Source organism: Helicobacter sp. 10-6591 (genome assembly GCF_003288805.1).
Lineage (GTDB): Bacteria > Campylobacterota > Campylobacteria > Campylobacterales > Helicobacteraceae > Helicobacter_F.
In genome coordinates, this window is sequence record NZ_NHYK01000005.1 from 41,444 (window position 1) to 65,179 (window position 23,736).

The 23,736-nt window shown below is 39.3% G+C and carries 28 protein-coding genes and 1 pseudogene; 22 read left to right on the forward strand and 7 right to left on the reverse strand.

Annotated elements, in window-relative coordinates:
* The 4 genes and pseudogenes from holA (at position 1) to rpsR (ending at position 2,307) form a co-directional block, all read left to right on the forward strand.
* Entirely contained in the window at positions 1-1,023 is a 1,023-nt protein-coding gene (holA, locus tag CCY97_RS02585) for a DNA polymerase III subunit delta (RefSeq protein ID WP_112063936.1), read from the forward strand.
* A 68-nt stretch (positions 1,024-1,091) separates the two neighbouring features.
* Positions 1,092-1,427: pseudogene (gene rpsF / locus CCY97_RS02590) on the forward strand (30S ribosomal protein S6); the annotation flags it as partial.
* Between the two features lie 131 nt (positions 1,428-1,558).
* Positions 1,559-2,041, forward strand: coding sequence for a single-stranded DNA-binding protein (locus CCY97_RS02595; protein WP_112063938.1), 483 nt, complete (start codon positions 1,559-1,561; stop codon positions 2,039-2,041).
* Positions 2,042-2,052: 11 nt separating this feature from the next.
* On the forward strand, positions 2,053-2,307 hold the full coding sequence (gene rpsR / locus CCY97_RS02600; protein ID WP_112063939.1) for a 30S ribosomal protein S18: 255 nt from the start codon (positions 2,053-2,055) through the stop codon (positions 2,305-2,307).
* Positions 2,308-2,728: 421 nt separating this feature from the next.
* On the opposite strand, the gene CCY97_RS02605 is transcribed toward rpsR, so the two are convergent.
* From CCY97_RS02605 to glmM, 3 genes are read right to left on the reverse strand one after another with little or no spacing between them, the layout of a single operon-like run.
* Complete coding sequence (locus tag CCY97_RS02605) at positions 2,729-3,301, reverse strand: alpha/beta hydrolase (RefSeq protein WP_112063940.1); 573 nt, start codon at positions 3,299-3,301, stop codon at positions 2,729-2,731.
* Entirely contained in the window at positions 3,302-3,826 is a 525-nt protein-coding gene (lspA, locus tag CCY97_RS02610) for a signal peptidase II (RefSeq protein WP_112063994.1), read from the reverse strand.
* 8 nt (positions 3,827-3,834) lie between these two features.
* Positions 3,835-5,196 (reverse strand): phosphoglucosamine mutase, encoded by a 1,362-nt coding sequence (glmM, locus tag CCY97_RS02615; RefSeq protein WP_112063941.1) that lies wholly within the window; start codon positions 5,194-5,196, stop codon positions 3,835-3,837.
* Positions 5,197-5,283: 87 nt separating this feature from the next.
* Between glmM and rpsT the strand changes: the two genes are divergently transcribed.
* Genes rpsT through CCY97_RS02645 form a run of 6 tightly spaced genes read left to right on the forward strand, consistent with a single transcriptional unit; the run spans position 5,284 to position 9,447 of the window.
* A complete protein-coding gene (gene rpsT, locus CCY97_RS02620; RefSeq protein ID WP_112063942.1) occupies positions 5,284-5,556 on the forward strand; it encodes a 30S ribosomal protein S20 in 273 nt (90 codons plus the stop codon).
* Between the two features lie 44 nt (positions 5,557-5,600).
* Positions 5,601-6,665, forward strand: a complete 1,065-nt coding sequence (prfA, locus tag CCY97_RS02625; protein WP_112063943.1) for a peptide chain release factor 1 — start codon at positions 5,601-5,603, stop codon at positions 6,663-6,665.
* Between the two features lie 9 nt (positions 6,666-6,674).
* On the forward strand, positions 6,675-7,409 hold the full coding sequence (gene kdsB, locus CCY97_RS02630) for a 3-deoxy-manno-octulosonate cytidylyltransferase (protein WP_112063944.1): 735 nt from the start codon (positions 6,675-6,677) through the stop codon (positions 7,407-7,409).
* A 12-nt stretch (positions 7,410-7,421) separates the two neighbouring features.
* Positions 7,422-7,748 carry a hypothetical protein gene (locus CCY97_RS02635; RefSeq protein WP_258456889.1) on the forward strand — a complete coding sequence of 109 codons (327 nt, stop codon included), beginning with the start codon at positions 7,422-7,424 and terminating at the stop codon, positions 7,746-7,748.
* A complete protein-coding gene (locus tag CCY97_RS02640; RefSeq protein WP_112063946.1) occupies positions 7,748-8,446 on the forward strand; it encodes a hypothetical protein in 699 nt (232 codons plus the stop codon). The genes CCY97_RS02635 and CCY97_RS02640 overlap by 1 nt, the downstream gene beginning before the upstream one ends.
* A 29-nt stretch (positions 8,447-8,475) precedes the next feature.
* A complete protein-coding gene (locus CCY97_RS02645) occupies positions 8,476-9,447 on the forward strand; it encodes a glycosyltransferase family 2 protein (protein ID WP_112063947.1) in 972 nt (323 codons plus the stop codon).
* A 5-nt stretch (positions 9,448-9,452) separates the two neighbouring features.
* On the opposite strand, the gene CCY97_RS02650 is transcribed toward CCY97_RS02645, so the two are convergent.
* Positions 9,453-10,856 (reverse strand): PhoH family protein, encoded by a 1,404-nt coding sequence (locus tag CCY97_RS02650; protein WP_112063948.1) that lies wholly within the window; start codon positions 10,854-10,856, stop codon positions 9,453-9,455.
* Between the two features lie 88 nt (positions 10,857-10,944).
* On the opposite strand from CCY97_RS02650, the gene tpx reads away from it, so the two are divergent.
* The 12 genes from tpx (at position 10,945) to CCY97_RS02710 (ending at position 22,263) form a co-directional block, all read left to right on the forward strand.
* The gene (gene tpx / locus CCY97_RS02655; protein ID WP_112063949.1) at positions 10,945-11,442 is read left to right on the forward strand and encodes a thiol peroxidase; all 498 of its coding nucleotides are present in this window, start codon (positions 10,945-10,947) and stop codon (positions 11,440-11,442) included.
* A 142-nt stretch (positions 11,443-11,584) separates the two neighbouring features.
* A complete protein-coding gene (truB, locus tag CCY97_RS02660) occupies positions 11,585-12,523 on the forward strand; it encodes a tRNA pseudouridine(55) synthase TruB (RefSeq protein WP_112063950.1) in 939 nt (312 codons plus the stop codon).
* On the forward strand, positions 12,495-12,737 hold the full coding sequence (locus CCY97_RS02665) for a carbon storage regulator (RefSeq protein ID WP_112063951.1): 243 nt from the start codon (positions 12,495-12,497) through the stop codon (positions 12,735-12,737). The genes truB and CCY97_RS02665 overlap by 29 nt, the downstream gene beginning before the upstream one ends.
* Positions 12,725-13,543 carry a 4-(cytidine 5'-diphospho)-2-C-methyl-D-erythritol kinase gene (locus CCY97_RS02670; protein ID WP_112063952.1) on the forward strand — a complete coding sequence of 273 codons (819 nt, stop codon included), beginning with the start codon at positions 12,725-12,727 and terminating at the stop codon, positions 13,541-13,543. The genes CCY97_RS02665 and CCY97_RS02670 overlap by 13 nt, the downstream gene beginning before the upstream one ends.
* A 76-nt stretch (positions 13,544-13,619) precedes the next feature.
* Entirely contained in the window at positions 13,620-14,282 is a 663-nt protein-coding gene (locus CCY97_RS02675; RefSeq protein ID WP_112063953.1) for a prepilin peptidase, read from the forward strand.
* The gene (locus CCY97_RS02680) at positions 14,275-15,297 is read left to right on the forward strand and encodes an LptF/LptG family permease (RefSeq protein WP_112063954.1); all 1,023 of its coding nucleotides are present in this window, start codon (positions 14,275-14,277) and stop codon (positions 15,295-15,297) included. The genes CCY97_RS02675 and CCY97_RS02680 overlap by 8 nt, the downstream gene beginning before the upstream one ends.
* Positions 15,298-15,668: 371 nt before the next feature.
* The gene (flgE, locus tag CCY97_RS02685; RefSeq protein ID WP_112063955.1) at positions 15,669-17,822 is read left to right on the forward strand and encodes a flagellar hook protein FlgE; all 2,154 of its coding nucleotides are present in this window, start codon (positions 15,669-15,671) and stop codon (positions 17,820-17,822) included.
* A 54-nt stretch (positions 17,823-17,876) separates the two neighbouring features.
* A complete protein-coding gene (gene flgB, locus CCY97_RS02690) occupies positions 17,877-18,314 on the forward strand; it encodes a flagellar basal body rod protein FlgB (protein WP_112063956.1) in 438 nt (145 codons plus the stop codon).
* An 11-nt stretch (positions 18,315-18,325) separates the two neighbouring features.
* On the forward strand, positions 18,326-18,820 hold the full coding sequence (flgC, locus tag CCY97_RS02695; RefSeq protein ID WP_112063957.1) for a flagellar basal body rod protein FlgC: 495 nt from the start codon (positions 18,326-18,328) through the stop codon (positions 18,818-18,820).
* 22 nt (positions 18,821-18,842) lie between these two features.
* Positions 18,843-19,160, forward strand: coding sequence for a flagellar hook-basal body complex protein FliE (fliE, locus tag CCY97_RS02700; RefSeq protein ID WP_112063958.1), 318 nt, complete (start codon positions 18,843-18,845; stop codon positions 19,158-19,160).
* Between the two features lie 61 nt (positions 19,161-19,221).
* A complete protein-coding gene (locus tag CCY97_RS02705; RefSeq protein WP_112063959.1) occupies positions 19,222-21,012 on the forward strand; it encodes a penicillin-binding protein 2 in 1,791 nt (596 codons plus the stop codon).
* 48 nt (positions 21,013-21,060) lie between these two features.
* Positions 21,061-22,263 carry an argininosuccinate synthase gene (locus CCY97_RS02710; RefSeq protein ID WP_112063960.1) on the forward strand — a complete coding sequence of 401 codons (1,203 nt, stop codon included), beginning with the start codon at positions 21,061-21,063 and terminating at the stop codon, positions 22,261-22,263.
* Positions 22,264-22,333: 70 nt separating this feature from the next.
* Here CCY97_RS02710 and CCY97_RS02715 read toward each other — a convergent pair whose 3' ends face one another.
* Genes CCY97_RS02715 through CCY97_RS02725 form a run of 3 tightly spaced genes read right to left on the reverse strand, consistent with a single transcriptional unit; the run spans position 22,334 to position 23,714 of the window.
* A complete protein-coding gene (locus CCY97_RS02715) occupies positions 22,334-22,831 on the reverse strand; it encodes a shikimate kinase (RefSeq protein WP_112063961.1) in 498 nt (165 codons plus the stop codon).
* Positions 22,831-23,436: an AMIN domain-containing protein gene (locus CCY97_RS02720; protein ID WP_112063962.1), complete on the reverse strand. Its 606-nt coding sequence runs from the start codon at positions 23,434-23,436 to the stop codon at positions 22,831-22,833. The genes CCY97_RS02715 and CCY97_RS02720 overlap by 1 nt, the downstream gene beginning before the upstream one ends.
* Positions 23,433-23,714 carry a septum formation initiator gene (locus CCY97_RS02725; RefSeq protein ID WP_112063963.1) on the reverse strand — a complete coding sequence of 94 codons (282 nt, stop codon included), beginning with the start codon at positions 23,712-23,714 and terminating at the stop codon, positions 23,433-23,435. The genes CCY97_RS02720 and CCY97_RS02725 overlap by 4 nt, the downstream gene beginning before the upstream one ends.
* Positions 23,715-23,736: the final 22 nt, after the last annotated feature.

Below are 23,736 nucleotides of genomic sequence, written 5' to 3' on the forward strand. Positions count from 1 at the left end.
ATGTATAAAAAAGAGCTAGATTCTCTACTATCAAGACCAAACAAACCTCATGCTTACCTTTTGTATGGAGCAAGCGATTTTTATATCAATTTTTATGGGGATAAAATAGCCAGACTTCTCTCTTTAGAGTTAGATGGAGCGCAAGTACAGAATTTTTATTTTGAGGAGTGCGACATTGGCTATATCGAAGGTCTTTTGTCGCAAAAATCCCTTTTTGGGGACAAGACACTTTTGCGCCTAAAGCTGGACAAAAAGCTGGACAAAAAGTCTTGCGATCTACTCCTAAATGCCCTAGCAAATAACCAAGAAAACGCACTTATTATTGAATTTTTTGCTTCCCATACAAGAACTACCACCCAATACACGCAAGATTCTCGTGCATTTGCTACAAATTTTAAAAGCACCAAACTCTCTGTTGCCGAAGTGCGATTCTTTGAGCCGACCTTATCTGAATCCATCCAAATACTTTCCCAACGCTGCTTAGAACTCAAAATAGCTGTCCAAACCCAAGACTTGCGTTACATCTTAGAACTCCAAAACAACAACCTAGCAATAGCCTTCAAAGAGCTAGAAAAACTCTGTATAGGTGCAACCTCACAAGAAACAAAGCATATCAGTAGCCAAGAAGTGCAGTTTTTATGTGAAGGAACAGCCACTTTTAGTATAGAGGAGCTAAATTGCGCGATTATGCAGAAAAAAAACCTCACCAAAATAGTGCGAGCCATCTATGAAGAAGGTATCGAGGAAGTTGTACTTATCAGGGAAATCGGGAGATTTTTCTACCAGCTTTTTTTGTTTTTTTGTTATATCAAGACAGTGGGCACACCAAATACTATGGAGATTCTAGGGTTTAACCCTCCAAAACACATTGTTGAAAGACACAGCAGCTTTTGCATACGACTGAAAGAAAGCGATTATGCTGAAATCTTTGATTTACTCAACCAATGGCATGTTGATTGTATAAGCGGGAAAAGCCCCCATCCTCTCACGACTTTAATAAAAATTCAAGCTATGGTTAGCTAGAATCGCGCTTTTTATAGCCTTGCTCTTTGATTTAAATATTGAAGGGCGATTACACCACAAGGAGAAATATGCGACACTACGAGACTATGTTTATTGTCAGGCCTACGCTGACAGAAGAGGAAATCAAAGCAAGAATTGAGTTTTTTAAAGAAATTATCACAAACAACAACGGTGTGATAGAGACATGCTTAGACATGGGTATGCGCAATCTTGCTTATGAGATCAACAAATGCAAGCGAGGTTATTATTTTGTGATCTATTTTAAAGCAGAGCCCACGCTTATTACAGAGCTTGAGCGGAACTACAGAATCAATGAAAATATTTTGCGCTTTATTGTGATCAAATACGAAAGCAAAAAAGACCAAAAAACATGGCAAAGCTTGGTAGATAGGGCAAATGGCAGAGTAGATTCAAAACCAGAACTAAAAGACAAGCCTGAGCAAAACGCCACCACTCCTGCAACACCCCAAACCCATGAGACAGCCCAAGAATCTCAGCAGGATGAGACGCTGGATTCTTAGCCAAGGCTTATTTTATGTACAACAAAGTAATTATTGTAGGTAACCTTACGCGTGATGTAGATTTGCGTTATTTGCCAAGTGGGAGCGCGATAGCGACACTAGGCCTTGCGTCAAATCGTCGTTACAACAAACAAGATGGCACAAAAGGCGAGGAAGTGTGTTTTATCGATGTGAAGATTTTTGGCAGGAGTGCTGAGGTCGCCAATCAATATTTAAAAAAAGGCTCAAAAATACTGATTGACGGCAGACTTTCTTTTGAAAGTTGGACTGACCAAAGCGGACAGAAGCGCTCAAAACATAGTGTGGTAGCAGAGAGCATGCAGATGCTTGACACTAAGTCCCAAAGCGAAGGCTCTTATTCCAACCAGTCCTATGATTCTTATGAGACTCAGCCACCACAGAAATCAACCCAAAACACATACAGCAAACCAACAGAGCAAAACATGGCTCAGAACATCCCAGAAATCAATATCGATGACGAAGATATACCATTTTAAAGGAGAGAAGTATGGAAAAGAAAAAATACTCAAAACGTTATTGTCGCTACACGGAAGCAAAGATAGAATTTATCGATTACAAAGATATTGAGATGCTCAAACATTCCTTATCGGAACGATACAAAATAATGCCTCGCCGTCTTACTGGCAACACAAAAAAATGGCAGGAAAGAGTAGAAGTAGCCATAAAGCGCGCTCGTCATATGGCACTCATCCCTTACATAATCGATAGAAAAAAGGTCATAGAACATCCTTTCAAAATATGATTTTCAAAGGTTGGCGCACTATGTGTGCTGATTCTCTTTAAACATTCTCTAAGTGTCTTAGTATCAAATGTGCAATAAAGCACTGTCACAAAAGTATCAACAATCCACTCTCGCGCACCACAGTTTGTTCTGCATCATTACAAATTTCTTAACTTTTTTAGAATAACTTTCTTATACCTCTATACAACACACATCGTTAAAATATATATTTTAAGGAAATGGGGAACAAGATGGTTCTCTATGTAAGCCTTAGATCCACCGCCAGCAATGCAATCCAATTGGAATTTGGAATGCCTAAAAGTACAATTCCTCACAAAAGCAATTTAAGGTATATCCCAGGAAAATAACTAAGACAACGACACAATTCATTGTGCAAGAAATATCGAGCAAACACTTAAGAGTTATGCTTGTAGTCTTGCTTTTAACCCATCATTTTAGCAAGCTTCTCTAGAGCCAATGGGAAAGTTCTGAATCCATCAGAATCCATAAAATGCCCGCCTTCTTGTGTCTGTATAAAATCTGCTCCAAGATTCTGTGCAAGCTCCTTGCTTAAAGTGGTTGGTACGATGGAATCATCTTTAGCGCTCAATACCACTCTTTTATGTATCATCGCTTTGAGCTTGCTATAATCCAAAGGCGTGTGGGTAAAGCCATCAAGTAGAGGCAAAGAAGGCAGTGCTTTAGCAAATCCACTTACTAGCACCACACCGCCAATCTCTACACAATCTAGTGTTTGTAAATATTGCAATATAGTAATACACCCTAGACTATGCCCCACAAGAAAGGTTTGTTTGCTAGGGGAGATGGCTTGGCGCAGGATTTGTATCCATAGATTGAGATTAGGATTTTGCGAATCTGGCAGATCTAAAATCGCTACTTTTATGCCTCCGTGCTTTTTTAGTTCACTCTCTAGCCACAAAAACCAGTTTTTCCTAGGGCTTGAGTCATAGCCGTGTATGATAAAAACTTCTTTTATCTTTGCTCTTTCTGGCATTTACACTCCTTTTGGGGTTTTTGATTTTTTTGACGATTGCAGCATTGAGAGCATCACGATACCTATACCTATGTCAATCATCACATCAGCGAAATTAAAAATCGCAAATTCAAACCCATAGTGCCAATAAATATAATCAACCACACCATCATGGATAAATCTATCAAGCACATTGCTTCCTCCAGCACCAAAGATCAAGCCAAATGCTACAAAAAAGCGGGATATAAGCCCATTGTAGATTCCGAATACAAAAAGTGCTAGAAGCAAAAAAAGCTGCAAATACTTCAGGCTTTCTCCCAAAAACTCAAGGAGCGAAAATGCCACACCTTTATTAAACACAAGCGCATACCCGCCAAATGTGATAAATCCGGAATCTAAAACAAAGCCCTGTAAAAATATCCATTTCAAAAGCTGATCTATCCCAAGCGTTGTAAGCGCTATAAGAAACACGAGGAGGTATTTTTTGGAATCAAAGTTCTTCTGGCATTGGTCCAAGAATATTTTTAGCAGAGTCTTTATTTGCATCATAAAGTTTATGAGAGTTTATTGCTTAAGAAAGTCTTGAGTTCGTTTATCTGATTCTTCGTGCTTTTTGTGTCTTTGCCTTCTATGAGTATTCTTAGCTTATTTTCTGTACCAGAGTAGCGCACTAGGTGGCGATTGCCAGATTTACTTATGGAATCTAGTCGCTCTTGTAAGCCTTGGATTTGCTCTAGGGGGATTTTTTGAGAGACATTGAGATTAAGGCATTGGCTAGGATAGAGAGAGAAGGGATTGAGTGCGATTGAAGATCTTTGTCTGGTGCTTTTGAGATAGGCTAGTACTTGGAGTGCGCTTACTAAGCCATCGCCTGTTTTGGCGTAATTATTAAAAATAATATGCCCGCTATTTTCTCCACCAAAGTTCAGATTGTGTTTTTTGATTGATTCTATTACGTATTTGTCCCCGACATTACATCGTATAAGCTCTATATTATGTGATTTTAAAAATTCTTCAAGTGCTAGATTGCTCATTAGTGTAGCGACGATTTTCCCACCTTTTAATGTGCCATTTTGCTGTTGGTATAGTGCTAATGCCCCAAGGAGTTTATCGCCATCAACCACTTCGCCCTTATCATCAGCCACTACCAGCCTGTCTGCATCACCATCAAGGGCAAAGCCAATATCTGCGCGATAACGCTTGACTTCTAAGGATAGTACTTGCGGGTGCATCGCCCCACATTGTTCATTGATATTGTGTCCGTTTGGCTCGTTGTTTATGACTATCACATCAGCGCCAAGCTCTTTGAATATCGTAGGTGCGACTTTATAAGCCGCTCCATTAGCGCAGTCACACACGATGCGCATGCCTTGTAGATTGAGATTCTTGGGGAAGGAGTTTTTGATATGTACAATATAGCGACCTATAACATCATCTATGCGCTTTGAGCTGCCAATCTCTAGCCCCGTTTTAAGATTTGCGCTTTGCAATTCCTTATCATGGTATATTTGCTCGATTCTCGCTTCACTTTCCTCATCAAGTTTATATCCACTATGGTCAAAAAATTTTATACCATTATCATCATAAGGATTGTGGCTAGCACTTATCATGATTCCAGCATCGCAGCGCATATCTTCAGTCAAAAAAGCGATAGCAGGCGTGGGCATAGGTCCCACTTGAATCACATCATAGCCTACAGAAGTCAGGCTTGAAACAAGGGCATTTTCTATCATATAACCACTGCGACGAGTGTCTTTGCCTACAAGGATTTTGTTTGTAAAGACTTGGTTTCCAGATCGAAAGAATATTCCAGCACTTGAACCAAGTTTGATAACTGAGCTAGGTGTTAAAAACTGTCCTGCTTTGCCTCTAACCCCATCTGTACCAAAAATTTTTGCTGGAATATCCTTACCCATGTTTTGCCTTTATGTGTTTTAAACTCTGTTTAATCAAATTTCGGGCAGGATTGTGCCCGAAATTTTTTTATAAAAGGATTAAGTCCTATGGCAAACCATAAATCCGCACAGAAAAGAATCCGACAGACAAAAGTTCGCACACAACGTAATCGCTACTACAAAACAAGATTCAAAAACATCGTTCGTGACCTTAAAGAGGCTATAGACTCCAAAGATATTACAAAAGCTCAAGAATGCTTCAAGATAGTAAATAAAGAAATACACAAGCTCGTGAGTAAAGGTATTTTAAAGAAAAATACTGCTTCGCGAAAAGTTTCACGTCTTAATGCAAGTGTGAAAAAACTTGCATTAAGTGCTTAAAAAACACAATTTTTAACACCTAATAGATTCTTGCCAAACCCCACATGCTCCAAAGCAAACTGACTCCTATCATAGCGCGATATGACGAAATCACGGAGCTTTTACAAACTCCTGAAGTACTCCAAGATATACAGAGATTAAAACATCTCAGCAAAGAACAGAGCGATATACAAGAGCTTGTAAGTGCCGCGAAGTCTTATCTGCATGTTTTAGAGCAAATCACACAAAACAAGGCCTTACTTGATGATAAGGAACTAGGCGAGCTCGCCAAAGAGGAGCTGAAAGTTTTAGAAATAAAAAAATCTTCACTTGAAGAGGATATAAAGATTCTGCTTATCCCCAAAGATCCAAATGACGATAAAAATATCTATCTTGAACTTCGTGCTGGTACAGGTGGGGATGAAGCGGGGATTTTTGTGGGTGATTTGTTTAAGGCGTATTGTCGGTATGCAGATTTGCAAAAGTGGAAAGTGGAGATTATCAGCTCTAGTGAAAATAATGTCGGTGGCTACAAAGAAGTGATAGCACTTCTTAAGGGCAAGGGTGCTTATTCGCGATTGAAATACGAAGGTGGCACGCATAGAGTGCAAAGAGTGCCAGAGACTGAGTCACAGGGTCGTATCCATACTTCAGCTATAACTGTGGCTATTATGCCAGAGGTCGATGAGCTTGAAGTGAATATCAATCCTAACGATTTAAAAATCGAGGTATTTCGTGCTGGAGGACATGGTGGGCAATGTGTGAATACGACAGATTCCGCTGTGCGTATCACGCATATCCCTACAGGTATAAGTGTGTCTATGCAAGATGAAAAATCACAGCACAAAAACAAAGACAAAGCAATGAAGATTCTGCAAGCAAGGATTTATGAGACAAAACTCAAAGAACAAGAAATCCAAAATGCACAAACAAGAAAAAGCCAAGTAGGAAGTGGCGATAGAAGTGAGAGAATCCGCACATACAACTACCCCCAAAATCGATTGAGCGATCATCGAATCAATCTCACACTGTATAGCCTAGATGAGATTATGCTCTCAGGCAATTTGGATCTTGTGATAAATCCTTTGATTGCTGCGGCACAAAGCGATTCTGTAAGAATACAAGAGTAGTTTGGGGCTATGGTAATTATTCCAGCACGCTTAGAATCTTCAAGACTAGCACGTAAGGTATTGTGTGATATTGGTGGTTTACCTATGGTCGTGCGCACTGCACTTCAAGCAAGTAAAATTGACGAGGTTGTAGTGGCTTGTGATGATTCTGAGATTATGGATATCTGCAAGCGATACAAAATAGCTTGTGTAATGACTGACAAGACACATACTAGCGGCACAGATAGATGTGCGCAGGCTGCTAATAAGCTGGGGTTAAATGATGAGGAGATTGTGATAAATTTGCAAGCTGACGAACCCTTTATAGAAACAGAGGTTTTGGAATCTTTGCGGGATCTCAGCGCTGTATCAAGCGCATTTATAAATACACTTGCCAAGGTCATTGCCCCTAATGAGATTAGCGATGTCAATCTCGTGAAAGTACTATTAAATATCAATAATGAGGCGATTTATTTCTCAAGACTTGGGATTCCATACAGCCGCGATGGGTTAGATTCCCAGCTTATAAGAGAGAATCCTTATCTTGGACATTTGGGGTTGTATGGCTTTAGAAAAGCGAATTTGGATGAATTTTGCAGTCTTAAGAAATCTCCACTAGAACATATCGAAAAGCTTGAGCAGCTTCGCGCGCTTTATCACAACAAAACAATTGCTATTAAAGTGGTAGAGACTAAAAGCGTTGGTATTGATACGATGGATGATTTACAAAAAGCCAGAGAGGCTTTTGTCCAGTTTGGGTTGTAACTAAGGAATATTATGGTTGAAATAAGCAGTTTTTGGCACACACCAAAAGGAAGCAAGGGAATAAGCGTTATTGAGCTTTTGAGTATTAAGAGTTTTTGTGATAATGGATACAAATTCGTCCTTTATACCTATGAAGCAGATTCTCCTATCTATCAAAATCTCGTAAGTGAGTTAGAAAACTTTGAAGTGCGAGATGCTAATGTGATTGTCCCTTTTAGTGAGTATTTTAGTGATGATCGTGGCGCTGGGGTAGCTGCATTTAGTGATTATTTTCGCTACCACTTGTGCCATTTTGGCGTACCAGCTATAAATGGGGGGGGGGGGGATTTACAGACTTAATGCCAAATACTATCACTCCTGTCTGGGTGGATTTGGATATGGTGAGTCTGCATCCAAACTTTGATTTTTCCAATCTCCCTTTTTTGTTTGTGAGCGAAACTGATAAATATTCTAATTTTGCGCGTATAACGACTTGTGTGCTTAAGCTACCAAGAGCTAGCAGTTTTGGTGAGCGCTTGATACAAGAGACAAAACGGGTGATAAATGCTCGCAAACATGTACCTTGGGGATGTATAGGGCCGGACTTTTTGGATCGTATGGTGCGCTCCTTTGGTCTGCAACACTTTACACTCGCATGGCAAGAAAGCTCGCAAATACCTGCATTTGAAGCGGAAAGATTTATTATTGGCAATACTTCTCTTGATTCTTCGCGTCCACTTTTGCATTTGTATTTGGAGATGTGGAGACAGAATTGTTTCAATAAAAGATATTTCTATAAAACCGGTGTTGTTGGGGAACTGTTACAAAAATATCACGTATATGAGTTTGCAATGCGCATAGGACTGGAAAACTATGACAAAGAATTCTCATTCATGCTCTCAGAGCTTTCACGCAAGAATCACGAGATATACTGCAGACTGCGGCTTTTATTAAGTATGATACGCAGGCCAAAACGACTATTTTCTCTCTTAAAAGCTCAGAATCCACTCCAAGAAAGACCTTCTAGTATATGTGAAGTTCGTGATTTAAAGCCATAACCCCAAGAAATTCACACTCAAGGAACAATATGCCAAAAGTAGCAGATTTTAAGATTTCTATCATCATTCCTGTGTTTAATACGCTTCCCTATATTACGCGTGCTTTAGAATCTTGTGTCAATCAGAGTTTTACTGATATTGGTATTATCGTTGTTGATGATTGTGGGAGTGATGGGGCTATTGAGATTGCAAAAGAATTTGCACAAAAAGACAAACGTATAAAAATTGTTCAAAACCCTCGCAATATGGGGCTCTTATATGCTCGCTTTGCAGGTGCGAAAGCAGCCATAAACCTAAATCAAAGCGATACCAAGCACTACTTACTTTTCTTAGACAGCGATGATTTTATCTCACATGATTTGTGCGAAAATCTTGCAAATATTGTCAGTAAGAATGAAGTAGATATGGTAAGTTTCGCAGTTTTTTCACAAAATATGGAAGGAAAGTTTTCTCTGCGACACCAAGAAAAATCAATCCTTTTAAACCAAAGAGAATATCTTGCTTTGGCGCAGTCTGTGGATTTTTGCCCATGGCATCTTTGCAGCAAGCTTATAGAATCTCAGGTGTACTTTAAGGCATTTGAAAGCTTGGTTGGTTTTGAAGACTGGGGTTTGACTTTTGCTGAAGATGCGCTTGTGTATTTTGCTATGCTCCCGTCTCTAAAGAATGTCTATATAAGCACGGAATCTAGCAGTGGATATTTTTATTGTCTCAATCTAAATTCAGCAACCAATACAAAAACATACAAATCATTAGAGAGAAATTTACGCGATGAAGCGCGAGTGCTTGGTGTTTTGCAGCAGATTCTCAAAGAGACAAAGAATAACGATGAGCTAAGAAGCTTCTATCAATGGGCTTTTCGGCTGCTCACACATTACCACTTGCAGCATCTGCGGACATTTTACAGGCTAAAATATGGCAAGTTTTCATTGAGATTTATCTTAAGTGTCTGCCTCTTGTATTGCAGGAAAGAATTTGTCTGGAGATTTTATATTTTCTAAATGCCCTACTCGAAATTCTCGCCAAACCACTTCGCCACATCACTTCGTATTGTTTGCTGAAGCTTGATACCAGCGATATGGTTATTATTGACTGCCTTTTTTAAGAGACTGAGTGCACCATTGCGAAATTTGCTCAAATACGGATGGTCTATCTGTGTGTAATCTCCTAAAAACACAATCCTACTACCTTGTCCTACACGCGTGCCTATAAGTTTTATCGTAGCATTTGAAGCATTTTGGACTTCATCAAAGATAATGAACTTATTTGAGAGCGTGATACCGCGCGCATGCGCAATATCTATAATCTCGATTTTGTGTTTTTGTAAAAAGTATTCTGTTGCTTCCATTTTTTCGATGCTCTTTGCTTCTCCGCGATACTCGATTCTTTTGGCAAGTGAGCTCTGTTGTAATCTGTCAATCGTGAAATTTATCGCGCTAAAGAGTGGATACATAAAATAGTATAGCTTTTGATTCTCATCACCTTTGCGAAAGCCTAGCTCGGCTTCCCTATCGCTAGCACTTACGGTGTTGCGCAGGTAGATTATCCCATCGACTACACCACTTTTAAAGAGACTGATACCTGCTTGTAGTGCGATAAGAGTTTTACCACTACCCGTAGCACCCGTTGCAATTGTGAGGAAGTTTTTTGGATGTAAAAGCAGCGCATAGAGCATCTTTTGTTCTAAATTGATAGGTGGAATATAAGGCTTGTGTTCCTCGATAAGAAAATCAATCTCGCAAAGTTCACATTTGCCCTCGACTTTGAAACCAAAAAACTTCTTTCCTGTACGATAGACAGCATTATCGGTATTGTTGATTTCATCAATTTCTAGCAACCCCCAGTCACTTAAGGCTTGAAATTTTTCAAGTTTCTCTAATGAGTTTGGGCTGTCGTCTTTATGCAGCTCAAAATGCTCCCAGAAAGTGATTTTTTCAGGGTTTTCTACACGATCCCTAAAGAGTGATTGGGATTTTATATCTTGCGCTAGTGCGCGGATTCTTAGTGATATATCATTTGTAAGCAAGATAAGATTGTAATCTTTTGCTATTTCGATTATCTTAGAATCATTGTGATTTTTTTCTTGCTGCTGCACTTTGTAATCTGCGCGATAAATAAGCGTTATCGGTACACTAAGCCCCTCTTTTTCAAAAAACACATTGCTTATAAAATCATTTTCTAAAGGCTCAGTGTAGTCTATGTTGTATTCTCTGTGAGATTCTGTATGGACATTACGAAAAAATTCCCGCACAAAGTAGCCCATTTCATTAAGCAGATCTTTTTTCTTATCGAGCTCATCAATAATCGTATCACTAAGAAAGAGTTGGTTTTGTCCGTTTTGGTAGAGATAAATGATATTTTGTACATCATCAAGCAGCACAGAGGTATCAAGCAAATACGATTTACCCAATAAGATTTCCTTCGAATATTATTTTTATGTAGAATCCGTGGGTGATTGTAACACAATCATAATCTTAAACTTAATACAAAGGATGAAGATGTCAGTAACATTTCAAGGTGGAGCCGTAAAACTCTTTGGTAATACACTAAAGGTTGGCGATAATGCACCAGAGGTAACATTGGTAGGCAAAGATCTAAGCGATGTGAAAATTGGTGGAGCACAGGGTAAATTTCAGGTCATCAATGTAGTACCAAGTCTTGATACAGGTGTATGCGCTATCCAAGCAAGAAAATTCAATGAAAAAGCAGCAAGCCTCAGCAATACAAAAGTATATGTTGTTTCAGTGGATTTACCATTTGCACAAGGCAGATTCTGCTCAACAGAAGGGATTGAGAATCTCGTCGTAGCAAGCGATTTCAGAGACAAAGAACTTGGTAAAAAATACGGGCTTTTGATAGAGGATACCGCACTAAAAGGTGTCCTTACTCGCGCAGTGATTGTAGTCAATGCAGAAGGCAAAGTAGTCTATGAAGAAGTGTGCAAAGAGATTACCAATGAGCCAAACTATGATGCAGCAATCACGGCTTTAAAATAATTGCATTACTTACTGTAGGCACTAGCGCCTACAGCTTTCTTTAAACTTCTTGTATTCTTAAGCTTCTTTCCGTACCAACAAGCATTGTATATCCCAAGTGAAAATGCGATAATCCCACAAGCATTTGCCTATAAGGATACAGGTGAAAAACTTTTTACTCGTTGCTTACAAACCAAAATTTATCAGTTCCAATGCCTTTTTAACTCTCTTGAAAAAACATATTGGCGAGAAAAAAGCCGGATATAGCGGCACGCTTGATCCTTTCGCAAGCGGGCTGCTTATCATTGGCTTTGGTGCTTACACCAAGCTTTTGCCATTTCTCACCAAATCCCCAAAGTGCTATCGTGCTACGCTTTTTCTAGGCGCACAATCCACCACACTCGATATAGAGGGGATACAAAAAGTAGAGCTGATAAAACCTCTATGCTTAGACAACATTTTGCAAGTCTTAGATTCTCTGCAAGGAGAAATAAGCTACATACCACCACAATTTAGCGCTAAGCATATCAATGGCACCCGCGCTTACAAACTTGCTCGATCAGGAGTATCATTCCAACTAGAGCGCCAAAATATGCGAGTTTTTGGGCTGAAGTTGCTAGCTTATAACCACCCATTTTTAAGCTTTGAAGTCTGCTTAGATGAAGGCGGATATGTGCGATCAATAGGGGAGCTTATAAGCTCTAAGCTTGGAGTAAGTGGTGCTTTGAGTGCATTAGAGCGCATAAGCGAGGGAGTATTTTCGCTAGATTCAGATACTCTACGACTTACTAGCAAAAAGGAGGGTGAGCTGAGCCACCAGATATTTGAGTTTAAGGCACACAGATTTTCTTATACCCACACACAAGCGAGGTTTTTCATCATCCCACCAGATTATGCCCTGCCTTTTGCTAAGATGCCTCCATTGTGTACTCAAGATATGGCGCTACATGGCAAAAAACCTACTTTACTAAATGCAAAAAGCGGAATCTACCAATGGTTTTTTAGGGATTTTTTTTCTATAATTGAAATCAAAGAAAACGGCGGTTTTGCCTATATCTGCAATAGGATTCCATATGCTGATACTCTCCAGAAAACAAGATGAAGGCGTGGTGATAGGCGATGAGATTGAAATAAAGATTATCTCCATCGACAAAGGAAATGTAAGAATCGGCTTCAAAGCCCCGCAAGAAATGCTTATCCTGCGCTCTGAACTCAAAAATGCAATAGCCTTACAAAATAAACAAGCTTCATTACAAAACTTTCAGCTCACACAACTCCCCAAAGTCAAAAAACTAGACAGTAAATGCAGCCAATAGAGCTCATATCCTACCCCAAAGTAAATATTTTTCTAAAAATCATCCAAAAGCGAGATGATGGCTACCATCTCTTAAGCTCGCGATTTATGCTAGCGCATGGGGAAATACATGATGTGCTGTGTATAGAATCTAGCGAGCATTTTAGCTTACAAGGCGAGTTTGGCTGTCTTATGCAAGAAAATACGATTTTTAAAGCAAAACTTGCGCTTGCAGAGATTCTCAAGTCTCAAGACAGAGGAGAAGAGAAGTTTTTAGACCACATAAAAGTAAGTGTGCAAAAGAATATTCCAGCAGGAAGTGGGCTTGGAGGAGGCAGTAGTAATGCCGCTAGCTTCATTTTAGGAGTACAGAGACTTCTAGGATTCTCACTCAGTCAAAGCGATCTTGTACAGATAGCCAAGGCGTGTGGAGCTGATGTGATGTTTTTCTTAAGCCAAGATAAGAGCGCGAATGTCTATGGTATAGGCGAGTATGTCCAAACCTATGCAGAAGATCCACTAGACTTTGAAATCCATACTCCTCACATTTTCTGCTCCACGCCACAAGTATATGCGCGATATGCCTACTCTATCGCAAAACATCAATGCAAATATGCCTCACTCAAAGAGAGTAATGCCTTAGAATCCACCCCTAGCAAGCAAATTTTGCAAGCTCATGCAATAAATGGTGGCAAAAGCATCCTAAATGATTTGTTTTTGAGTGCTTGCAGCCTCTATACAGAATTAAAAGATATAGCGGATGATTTAGGGGATGAATGGTTTTTTAGTGGTAGTGGCAGCAGTTTTTTTCGTTTAAAAGCCCACTAGGTTATTTGGCGGCCAATTTTAGGAAACCAATGTGGTAAAATCGCGCTTTATTTATGTTTAAGGAATCTACCTGCCAATGCCCCATCTAAGCTTCCATCTGCTCATTTTTTTGTTTCTTTGTGGGATGGTGTGTATTTTTGCGAGTGTATTTGTTGTCAAGATTTATGACAAGAACTATTTTGTACGATCCCGTGCGAAATACTCTCTCTCTCTTGCATCTACATTCGCCTTTATCATCGCTTGGTATGCTCAGTATTGGGATTTAAGTTTAGAATCTTTGCTTAGCTTTGCCCTGCTTGTAATCTTCTTGATTCTATTCTTTGCTATGGCATTGCTTGATTACAAATACTTCGCCTTACCCAATAAACTCTTAGCAGTGTTTTTTTTCTTGTGTATTGCTATTACTTATTTCCTAGGCACGCAGCCCTTGGAAGATTCCCTAAGCACAGTAGGGCTATTTTTCTTACTCAAGCTATGTATGGAGTCTCTAAGCCAAAAGCCCATGTTAGGCGAAGCAGATATTGTCGTTTTAGGTGGTATAGGAGCTGTTTTTGGGATATTTGGTTGTCTTAAGATTGTATTTCTTGGGAGTTGCATCAGTCTAGCATGTGTTGTGTTCCATGCTTTAAAAAACAACCAAAGTTTAAGGGATACCAAGATAGCCTTTGTGAGCTATCTTTTCTTAGGCACATTGGGCTTTATACTTATAGAATCTATTTTCAGAGAATTCTATGTTTAAGCGTTATTTGTTCCTTTCATTTTCACAGCTGTTCTTTCCATTTTTTATAGTCTTACTTTTTATTGCATCTGTTGTATTACTGATTAATATCGCTGCAAGAACTTATATAGTGAAGATGGATTTTTTGGATCTGTTCGCGCTCTTTTGCTATTCCTTGCCAGGAAGTGTGTTTTTTATCATTCCTATCACCTTTTTTGCTTCATTGGTTTTGGGTGTTGCTAAGCTTTCATATGATTACGAACTTATGGTTTTCTTTGCACTTGGAGTAAAGCCTAGTGATATTTTGAAAGCATTTTTGCCTATCATATTGCTCGCGACAGCGATTTTGCTGGTCTTTTCTCTCATCATGGTGCCGCTATCAACGAGTGCGTCAAAAAACTTTGTCGCCCAAAAGCGGGCAGATATTGATGTCAATCTCAAAGCTGGGGAGCTAGGCCAGAAGCTCGGAGACTGGCTTATATATGTCGATGAAGCCAAAGACAGACACTATAAAAATCTCATACTTTACTCCCAAGACAGCGTATTAGATTCCCAGTCTTTCATCGTAGCGCAGGAGGGTGTGACGAGGAATTCTGATGGGCTTTTTGAACTTTTGCTCAGCGGAGGAGATGCATATTTCACAGAGGAAAATGAAATAAGAAAGATAAGTTACAAGCAAATGAATGTCCGCCAGATTATCGGCGAGCCCCAGCTTAGTGGATATGACTTGATAGATTATTGGAAAGATGCGCTCAATCACAATTCAAAATCCCAAGAACGCAAGTTCTCTCAAGCAATACTTGTATCATTTTTCCCATTAGCCTCGATTTTTCTTATACTCGTTTTTGGTGTGGCAAACCCAAGATTCCAATCCAATATGTCATATTTTTATGTAATAGGCTCTGTCGCACTGTATTTCGTGATGGTGCATATTTCCTCAGAGAATTTCCCATTTTTAGGCATCACTTGCATCCCGACTCTGTGGTTTATAGGCTCATATCTTCTTTATCGCAGGACTATCAAGCTGTATTTTTGATTCTAGTCCCTTTGTTAGTGAAATTTCTCACAACAGTTTGTCCACCTTTACTATTCCCATTTTTTGTTCTTTCATCTGTAAAGAGATAGACTGTATCTGCATTATTGCTTGAGCTTATTGTTCCATTATTTTCAAAGCTGCCTATTGTAGAGCCACCACGAAAGAGTTTCTTGATTGTTTCAAAGTCTTTCTTCCTTTCACTACATTTAGACTGTTTTCATTTTCTCTCTCTTCATAGCATTCTCTCTTTAAAAAAAAAAAAAAAGCAGTTATTCTCAAAAAAATAAATGAAAATCGGATTTATAAGATTACTTGGGAATATAACTTGCTTATTTATGCAATACAAATTTACTTATGAAAAAGGATGGACTATGCTTAAGTCTCTGTGGTCTGGCGTTAGTGGCATGCAAGCTCACCAAATTGCTTTGGATGTAGAAAGCAATAATATTGCTAATGTCAATACTGTAGGCTTTAAATATTCGCGTGCTTCTTTTGTAGATATGCTTTCTCAAGTGAAACTTATAGCCACTTCTCCTTACAAAAATGGTCTAGGAGGGCAGAATGACTTTTCCGTAGGCTTAGGGGTTGGCGTAGATGCTACGACTAAGGTTTTTTCTCAAGGCAATATCCAAAATACTGATGTGAAAACTGATGTGGCTATTGAAGGTGATGGATTTTTTATCATAAGCCCTGATAGAGGAACTACGCATAATTACACAAGAAATGGTGAATTTTTGTTTGATGCAAATGGGAATCTTGTAACCTCAGGTGGCTATGTAGTGCAAGGTTGGGTACGCAATACACTTGATCAAGATAGTATGAGGCAGATGAGTGATTTTGACTTTTTTAGAGTGGATAATACAGGACCGGTGCGTAATATACATATCGATCCGGGTATGGTGATGCCTGCACGTCCTACTACAAATGTAACTCTGCGTGCAAATCTTAATGCTGGACGCCATACAGAGAGTGTGGCTGATATTGCTGCGCTGGATTCTACTTCTCTGACACCCTCTGATGGTGTGGCACCAACTTATGATTCTAAAGGGCGTTTGGAACAAGTAGGAGAGGACTTTGGCGTGCTTTTTAATGCTGATGGAGATGCTTTCAACCTCAATGAAAATCAAGGTATTTGGATAAGCTATAAAACTGCAGTACTTAGAAATGAAATAGAGCCTAGTGCAGAGGTGAGCACGATAGGGCTTAATGGTGAGAATATAAGTTTTAGCAATAATTCTGCACTCACTGGGATAAGCTCGCTTGTAGCTGCACAAAATGCTATCAACTCTTATCGCGATAAGACAGGTGTGGAAGCCTATGTGGATACTGGAGTCTTGAGATTGGAAAATAAAAATCAACTTGATGGTGGTGAAAAACTTAAAAATATAAAGATTACGGCTGCAGGCACTGGCGTATTTGTGAATTTTGTAGAAGGCGAAGAGGATATAACAGCTTTCCGATACCGCTATACAAAAGCAAATGATGCGGATTCTACAACGGGGCAATTTAGGACAACTGAGGACTTACGCGCACTTATACAATATGATGCAAACATGATAAAGAATCCAGAAAACCAATACCAAGAAAGCACAGCGAGTATATCTGTAGTCGTCAATAAATACGGAATGTTTGAGATGCAAAACAAGGACGATGAGGACGATGAAACACGTAATCTTAATATTTTTGTCAGTGCGCATACTTCAGGAAATATCACAAGCAATGTACTTTTTAAAGATACGATGAAAGGACTTAATACCGCTTCTTTGGTTGAAGGGGGGTATTCGGTTTCTTCAGGCAAGATCAATAAAGCAACACATACCACGAGTGTAGATGTCGTAGATAGCCTAGGAAGTAAGCATAACTTGCGATTTGAGTTTTGGAAAACAGGTGATGCGGAATGGAGCTTTAGAGCAATCATGCCAGAACCTGCGCAGTTTGTCGGTGGGTCTGCTACCCGTCCGAACGTATTTGAAGGTGGTAGAGCTACCTTTAATAGCGATGGGTCTTTGGCAGGTATGAATCCACCTCTTATCCAAATTGATCCAAAAAATGGAAGTGATCCACAGAGAATTGAGCTGAAGTTTGGAGGGAATCAGACATTTGGCGGTCTTACGAGTGTGGATAAAGTCTCAGAGACTTATGCGATTACACAAAATGGGTATCAGGCTGGTGATTTAATGGATATACGATTTGATTCTAATGGCGCTCTTTTGGGTGCTTTTAGCAACGGAAAATCAATAGCTCTCGCACAAATAGCTCTTGCAAACTTTTCTAACAATGCTGGATTGCAGGCTGAAGGTGGGAATGTGTTTTCTCGGAGTGGCAACTCTGGAGAACCAATGATTGGTGCGGCAAATACCGGCAGAAGAGGAAGCGTGAGTGGCTCAAAGCTTGAGATGAGTAATGTTGATCTCAGTCGCAGCTTGACACAACTTATCGTGGTGCAGAGAGGTTTCCAAGCTAATTCAAAGGCGGTTACCACATCAGATCAGATTCTCAATACTTTGCTGAATATCAAACAATAAGAGAACATTTTTTGCTTTTTTGTTTTAGAACTTTTTAATTTGAAGGAGTATGCAATGAATCATCTCCAAGATGTTTCAAAAGTCTATCCACTTGTATATCAAGCGCTTTCTTTTCGGTCATTAAGACAGGATTTGATTGCGTCAAATATCGCCAATGTTGATACGCCCTTTTATCGTCCCAAAGATATTGATTTTGAACAATATCTTGCAAAGAGTGCAAACAAGATTTTTAAGAAAGATAAAAACAGAGAATTGCCTTTGTTGCAGGATGAGAGCTGGCATCTTGATGCGAAAAGAAGCTTGCTTGATAAGGCTACGGTGTTTATTCGAGATGGGCATTTGGCGCGCAATGATGGTAATAGTGTGGATTTGGATATAGAGAGCAGTGAGATGGGTAAAAATAGCGTGATGTATCAGGCACTTACAGCTGCGCTGAAGCGACATAAAGGAATCTTTAGCTATGCAATAGATTCTGGCAGAAACCTCAACTAAAGGAGGCGAGAATGGCATTTCTTTCGAGTTTTGACATTAGTGGGTATGGATTATCAGCCCAACGCGTGCGCACGAATATTATCTCATCTAATATTGCTAATGCTAATACTACGCGCACTGATGAAGGAGGTCCTTATAGACGCAGGGAAGTGGTATTTCGTGCATTTGACTTTAATAAAATGCTTAATGAACGTTTGGCAGCGCAAAATAACCAGTTGCCTTATGAGGATCCATTGGATGAAGGAGAGTTTGGCATAGAGCCAAAACCTGCTATAATGGGCGTGTATATCCACAAAATCGTACGCGATGATAGAGAACCGTTAATGAAATATGACCCTAGCCATCCGGATGCGAACTCTCAAGGTTATGTAGCCTATCCGAATGTTAACGCGGTAGTAGAGATGGCCGATCTTATCGAAGCTACGAGGGCATACCAAGCTAATGTAAGCGCATTCCAGAGTGCAAAGAACATGGCAGCAAATGCGATTAGTATGTTTCAAGCGTAAGATTAAAAATTAGGAGAATAAGATGGCAAACCAATTTGGCGTGATAAAAAGTGATATCGTTCATGCTGATACAAATAGTATCAAGACTAACCACAACCCAGCAAAACTCAAACAAAATGGATTTGACTTTACTCAAACATTAAAACAGAATATTGATAGTGTTAATGCTCTGCAGCAAACTTCAGAGAAGGCACTTGCAGATATGGCGACGGGACAAATCAAAGATTTACATGAAGCAGCTATCGCTATCAATAAAGCAGAAAATAGTATGAAAGTAATGCTAGAGGTAAGAAACAAAGCAATCAATGCATACAAAGAAATTATGAGAACACAAATATAGTGTTCCTTAGCCAAGACAGATTCTGTATTCCATCCCCGATATTTTTCTGAAGTAGGCTGAATTGCAAGAGAGAAAAGTAGCTCTTATTCTAAGCGTTTTTTTCTTTCTTGCACTGTGTTTTACTGTGTTTTTGGGGATTATTTATATAAAGATCATTACCCCGCGCAAACTCCCTACACTTGAAATTACAAAGACAGATAATGCTATAAGGGGCTCTATTTTTAGTCTTGATAATTTTGAGCTTGCTACAAGCTTTAAGCTGTATAAAGCAAGTGTGAATACCAGAAGTATCAATCCTGAAAAAAAAGAGCTTTTTATCAATCTTTTTTCCATATATAGTGGGATTCCTGTAAGTGAAATTGCCAAGAAGTTCCAAGCACAAGGGAATGTCGTGCTTTCATATAATCTCAATTCGAGTGTAGCCACGAATTTACGCAAGCTTAATCTTGTGCTTCTACGTTATGATGTTTTCCAAGAATATGAAAATACTAAGGGTGTGGTAATTCCCAAGCAAGGTCTTAATATACAAATAAGCGGCAATAACAGAAACTATCCGTATGCCAATGTTTTAGAACCGCTTTTAGGCTATGTCAAAAAAAATGAAATTGATGGAATCACCCGTGTGCATGGTCTTAAGGGTGTCGAGAAATACTATAACGATATGCTTGTCTCCAAACAAGATGGGATCTTGAGTGGATGGCGTGATGTGGGCTTTAATGTGATTATGAACAAGAGTGCCATGAAACAACCTCGCCAAGATGGCTTTGATGTGGTATTGAGTATTCCATTACGCGTGCAGCACAAGCTAGAGGAAATTCTTGATAAAGCAAAGGCGCGCTATAGCACGCAAGAAATCATTGCTGGCATTATGGATTCAAACAATGGACGCTTTTTGGCGCTTGGAAGTTCTAATCGATTTAATCCCAATGTATTAAGGAATCTAGAGGATTACTCAGTGCTAAATCTTAGTGCAGTTGAGCGGGTCTATGAACCTGGAAGCACCATAAAACCCATTATTTATTCGATTTTGCTTGAAAAAAATATGATAAATCCTCGCGAAAACATTGACCTACAAAATGGTGTACTAAGAATGAAAAACTTTACTATTCGCGATAGTATGCCTGCTAAAAGCGCTACACCAGAGGAGATATTGATAAATTCTAGCAATATTGGTATGGTCAAGCTCACTACAACCCTAAGTTCTCAGGGTTTACATACAGCATTGAGGGCTTTTGGGTTTTCAGATACTACGGGAATCGATCTTTCTTACGAAAGAAAGAGTTCCATCCCTAGCGTACAAAAACTCAATATTGAGGAGAGTACCAAAGCAGCACTAAGCTATGGGTATGGTTTGCAAACGACCTTTGTGCAGCTTATGCGCTCTTATGCAAGTTTCAGTAATGGTGGATTCTTGCTAACACCTCGTATAACCCAATATATTAGTGCTCCAGGCGGTGAACGCTATGCATTACCAACGCCAGAGCCACTACAGATTCTCTCACCGCAGAATGCAGAGAAAATGCAAGATCTTCTTATACAAGTGGTACAACATGGTACAGGAAGGCCAGCTAATGTAGAAGGTCTAGTGATAGGTGGGAAAACAGGGACTGCTAAGATCGCAAAGGGCGGTTCTTATATTGACAAATACAACGGTTCATTTTTTGGCTTTGCTAAAGATTCCCAAAAAACTTATACGATAGGCGTTGTCGTCTTTGAATCTCATATCCAAAATGATTATTATGGATCGCGGACAGCCGCACCTATTTTTAAAGAAATAGTAGAAATGCTAGTTAATGAAGGATATCTGCAAAAGAAGCAAGATCCCTCTGCCCTGCAAGAGATTCCCTCATAAACTTTAGCTTATAATTCCACCCGATACTTTCATTCTGAGGAGAGGATAATGGCATTCAAAAAGGTCGTACTTGCTTACTCTGGAGGGCTTGATACAAGCGTGATTTTAAAATGGTTGCAAGATACATATAACTGCGAGGTTGTTACATTTACAGCTGATATTGGACAGGGTGAGGAAGTACAGCCCGCAAGAATCAAAGCGCAAAAACTTGGCATAAAAAACGAGAATATCTTTGTCGAGGACTTACGCGAGGAATTTATTAGAGATTTCGTTTTTCCAATGTTTCGCGCAAATACAATTTATGAGGGAGAATATTTGCTTGGCACAAGCATTGCGCGTCCATTGATTGCAAAAAGGCTTGTAGAGATTGCACAAAAGGTCAATGCCGATGCCATCGCACACGGGGCTACAGGCAAAGGAAATGATCAAGTGCGCTTTGAAATCGGTGCATACGCGCTCAATCCAAATATTAAAGTCATCGCTCCTTGGCGAGAATGGAATCTCAATAGTCGAGAAAAATTGCTTTCTTACGCACAATCTGCAGGTATAGAAATAGACAAAAAACCCAATAAATCGCCTTATTCTATGGATGCAAACCTCTTGCATATCAGCTATGAAGGGCAGATACTCGAAGATCCAAATGTCGCACCAGAAGAGGATATGTGGCGTTGGAGTGTGAGCCCAAAGGCCGCACCTGACCAAAGTGAGATTATCACCATAAGATTTGAAAAAGGTGATGGTATAGCTATAAATGGGGAGAATCTCAGTCCCGCAGATTTCTGGAGCAAACTCAATGAGCTAGGTGGGCGCAATGGAATAGGAAGGCTTGACTTGGTAGAAAATCGTTATGTAGGTATGAAGTCGCGAGGCTGTTATGAAACTCCAGGTGGTAGCATCTATATTAAAGCACATCGTGCTATAGAATCTCTATGCCTTGACAGAGAGGCTGCCCATCTCAAAGACGAGATTATGCCAAGATATGCGAGTCTTATCTATAATGGATATTGGTTTAGCCCCGAGAGAGAGGCATTACAGGCACTTATTGACAAAACACAAGAAAGAGTTGAAGGTGAAGTAAGACTTGAGCTTTACAAGGGGAATGTTAGCGTGCTAGGCAGAAGCTCGAGGTACTCTCTCTTTAATGCTGCTTATAGCACATTTGAGGAAGATGATGTGTACAACCAAAAAGATGCACAAGGCTTTATTAAACTCAATGCATTGCGCTTCATCATCGCTGGCAAGTCAAGATAATCAGAGCCTACTGGTCTCTATCACTTCTAGATTTTGCATAAGAGAATCAAAACAAAGTATAAAGGCTTATCTACTGGCTTGTTTTACTTAAAATCTCTTTTGTTATCTGTTCTGCATTTTTTGTATCGCACTCTATGACATGATTTGCGGCATTTTCATAATGCTTTAGTCTCAAGTCATACAACTCTTTTACCTTATCAGGATTCCCAAAAAGTGGTCGGGTATTTTGGTGGGGATCCAAACTTATGCGCTTAGAAATCTCGCCAAAATCTATTTTGAGATAAAACACCTTCCCTAGTCTGCTGACATCATTATGGATTGGCATTCCCCCACCAGTAGCAATCACGGCATTTTTCACATTTTCTGCAAGCCAAGAGATGAGCTCTTTTTCTTGGCTACGAAATCTTGCTTCACCAAATGCAGTAAAAATTTCTCTTATGCTTTTTCCATAAGCACTCTCTATCAAAGAATCTGTATCCAGAAAGTATCTTTGGCTTTCTTTGGCTATTAAACGTGCAATTGTGCTTTTGCCACTACCCATAAAGCCTATAAGAACGATATTTGGCATTATTTGAGTTTTATCAAATACCCATCATTTTGGGATTGCAAGAGATAGTCATATTTTCCATCAAGCTCTATGCTTACTCTATAAAAATTTTCATGCACACTTAAGGTGATATTTTTGAAATACTTTTTGTTTATCTTAAGACTTTCATTCAAAGCCTTACTAATACCTTCGAAATCAAGCACTATACGATAAGGTGAAGGCAAAATAAAATGTCTTATATTGCTGAGTTTGGTTGCTACAAAAACCATATTATCTTTGAAGTTAAACTCAAATCCACCCATGCTAAAACGGTTTTCTTGTGTATATTGCTTTTGTATAGCATCCTGTGCTAGCACAAGAGGGTAATGCCAATCGATACTTTGATCTAATTCTATTTCTTTGGTATTGAGACTACCATCTATATTTTGGTAAGTGATTCTAATTTTTTTAAGCACACGAGCAGTGCTTGGCAATTCAATATTGATATTTTGCAATATCGTGCTCGTGAGCTCTTGGTGTTGGTGTATGTTTTCTTTTGGGAACAAAATAGGCTCAAAAGGATTGCTTCTTGCAAGGAGTGTATTCACCACTAGAAGAAGCATACACCATTTTTTGAGAGCTTTCAATCTGTGTCCTTTGTGATTTGCTGAGGTTCTAAACCCTTGAGCTCAAAAATATCTTTCTGAATCTTGGCATTTTGCTTCTGTGTTAAATCCACCTCTTTGATAAGTCTCTCTTGTTGTTTTTTAAGATCCAAAAGGCTTTGTAAAGAGATTTCTCCAAAACATAGCGAGATGCCATATACAAAAAGCACTATAACTATCACAAAGCTAATCAAAAAACGACGATTGACTTCAAAAAAACGTCTAAACCTCGAAGGCGTGTCAAAAAGTCTCTTATCCATTGGTGAGACTCCTTACATAGGA

What these genes read in the sequence shown, in the direction of transcription:
- rpsT (WP_112063942.1), top strand. Translation starts at nt 5,284, where the DNA reads ATGGCAAACCATAAATCCGCACAGAAAAGAATCCGACAGACAAAAGTT.
- CCY97_RS02710 (WP_112063960.1), top strand. Translation starts at nt 21,061, where the DNA reads ATGGCATTCAAAAAGGTCGTACTTGCTTACTCTGGAGGGCTTGATACA.
- flgB (WP_112063956.1), top strand. Translation starts at nt 17,877, where the DNA reads ATGAATCATCTCCAAGATGTTTCAAAAGTCTATCCACTTGTATATCAA.
- CCY97_RS02715 (WP_112063961.1), bottom strand. Translation starts at nt 22,831, where the DNA reads ATGCCAAATATCGTTCTTATAGGCTTTATGGGTAGTGGCAAAAGCACA.
- fliE (WP_112063958.1), top strand. Translation starts at nt 18,843, where the DNA reads ATGGCAAACCAATTTGGCGTGATAAAAAGTGATATCGTTCATGCTGAT.
- prfA (WP_112063943.1), top strand. Translation starts at nt 5,601, where the DNA reads ATGCTCCAAAGCAAACTGACTCCTATCATAGCGCGATATGACGAAATC.
- CCY97_RS02725 (WP_112063963.1), bottom strand. Translation starts at nt 23,714, where the DNA reads ATGGATAAGAGACTTTTTGACACGCCTTCGAGGTTTAGACGTTTTTTT.
- tpx (WP_112063949.1), top strand. Translation starts at nt 10,945, where the DNA reads ATGTCAGTAACATTTCAAGGTGGAGCCGTAAAACTCTTTGGTAATACA.
- rpsR (WP_112063939.1), top strand. Translation starts at nt 2,053, where the DNA reads ATGGAAAAGAAAAAATACTCAAAACGTTATTGTCGCTACACGGAAGCA.
- glmM (WP_112063941.1), bottom strand. Translation starts at nt 5,196, where the DNA reads ATGGGTAAGGATATTCCAGCAAAAATTTTTGGTACAGATGGGGTTAGA.
- kdsB (WP_112063944.1), top strand. Translation starts at nt 6,675, where the DNA reads ATGGTAATTATTCCAGCACGCTTAGAATCTTCAAGACTAGCACGTAAG.
- CCY97_RS02595 (WP_112063938.1), top strand. Translation starts at nt 1,559, where the DNA reads ATGTACAACAAAGTAATTATTGTAGGTAACCTTACGCGTGATGTAGAT.
- CCY97_RS02640 (WP_112063946.1), top strand. Translation starts at nt 7,748, where the DNA reads ATGCCAAATACTATCACTCCTGTCTGGGTGGATTTGGATATGGTGAGT.
- flgE (WP_112063955.1), top strand. Translation starts at nt 15,669, where the DNA reads ATGCTTAAGTCTCTGTGGTCTGGCGTTAGTGGCATGCAAGCTCACCAA.
- lspA (WP_112063994.1), bottom strand. Translation starts at nt 3,826, where the DNA reads ATGCAAATAAAGACTCTGCTAAAAATATTCTTGGACCAATGCCAGAAG.
- CCY97_RS02645 (WP_112063947.1), top strand. Translation starts at nt 8,476, where the DNA reads ATGCCAAAAGTAGCAGATTTTAAGATTTCTATCATCATTCCTGTGTTT.
- holA (WP_112063936.1), top strand. Translation starts at nt 1, where the DNA reads ATGTATAAAAAAGAGCTAGATTCTCTACTATCAAGACCAAACAAACCT.
- CCY97_RS02635 (WP_258456889.1), top strand. Translation starts at nt 7,422, where the DNA reads ATGGTTGAAATAAGCAGTTTTTGGCACACACCAAAAGGAAGCAAGGGA.
- CCY97_RS02680 (WP_112063954.1), top strand. Translation starts at nt 14,275, where the DNA reads ATGTTTAAGCGTTATTTGTTCCTTTCATTTTCACAGCTGTTCTTTCCA.
- CCY97_RS02665 (WP_112063951.1), top strand. Translation starts at nt 12,495, where the DNA reads ATGCTGATACTCTCCAGAAAACAAGATGAAGGCGTGGTGATAGGCGAT.
- flgC (WP_112063957.1), top strand. Translation starts at nt 18,326, where the DNA reads ATGGCATTTCTTTCGAGTTTTGACATTAGTGGGTATGGATTATCAGCC.
- CCY97_RS02675 (WP_112063953.1), top strand. Translation starts at nt 13,620, where the DNA reads ATGCCCCATCTAAGCTTCCATCTGCTCATTTTTTTGTTTCTTTGTGGG.
- CCY97_RS02670 (WP_112063952.1), top strand. Translation starts at nt 12,725, where the DNA reads ATGCAGCCAATAGAGCTCATATCCTACCCCAAAGTAAATATTTTTCTA.
- CCY97_RS02605 (WP_112063940.1), bottom strand. Translation starts at nt 3,301, where the DNA reads ATGCCAGAAAGAGCAAAGATAAAAGAAGTTTTTATCATACACGGCTAT.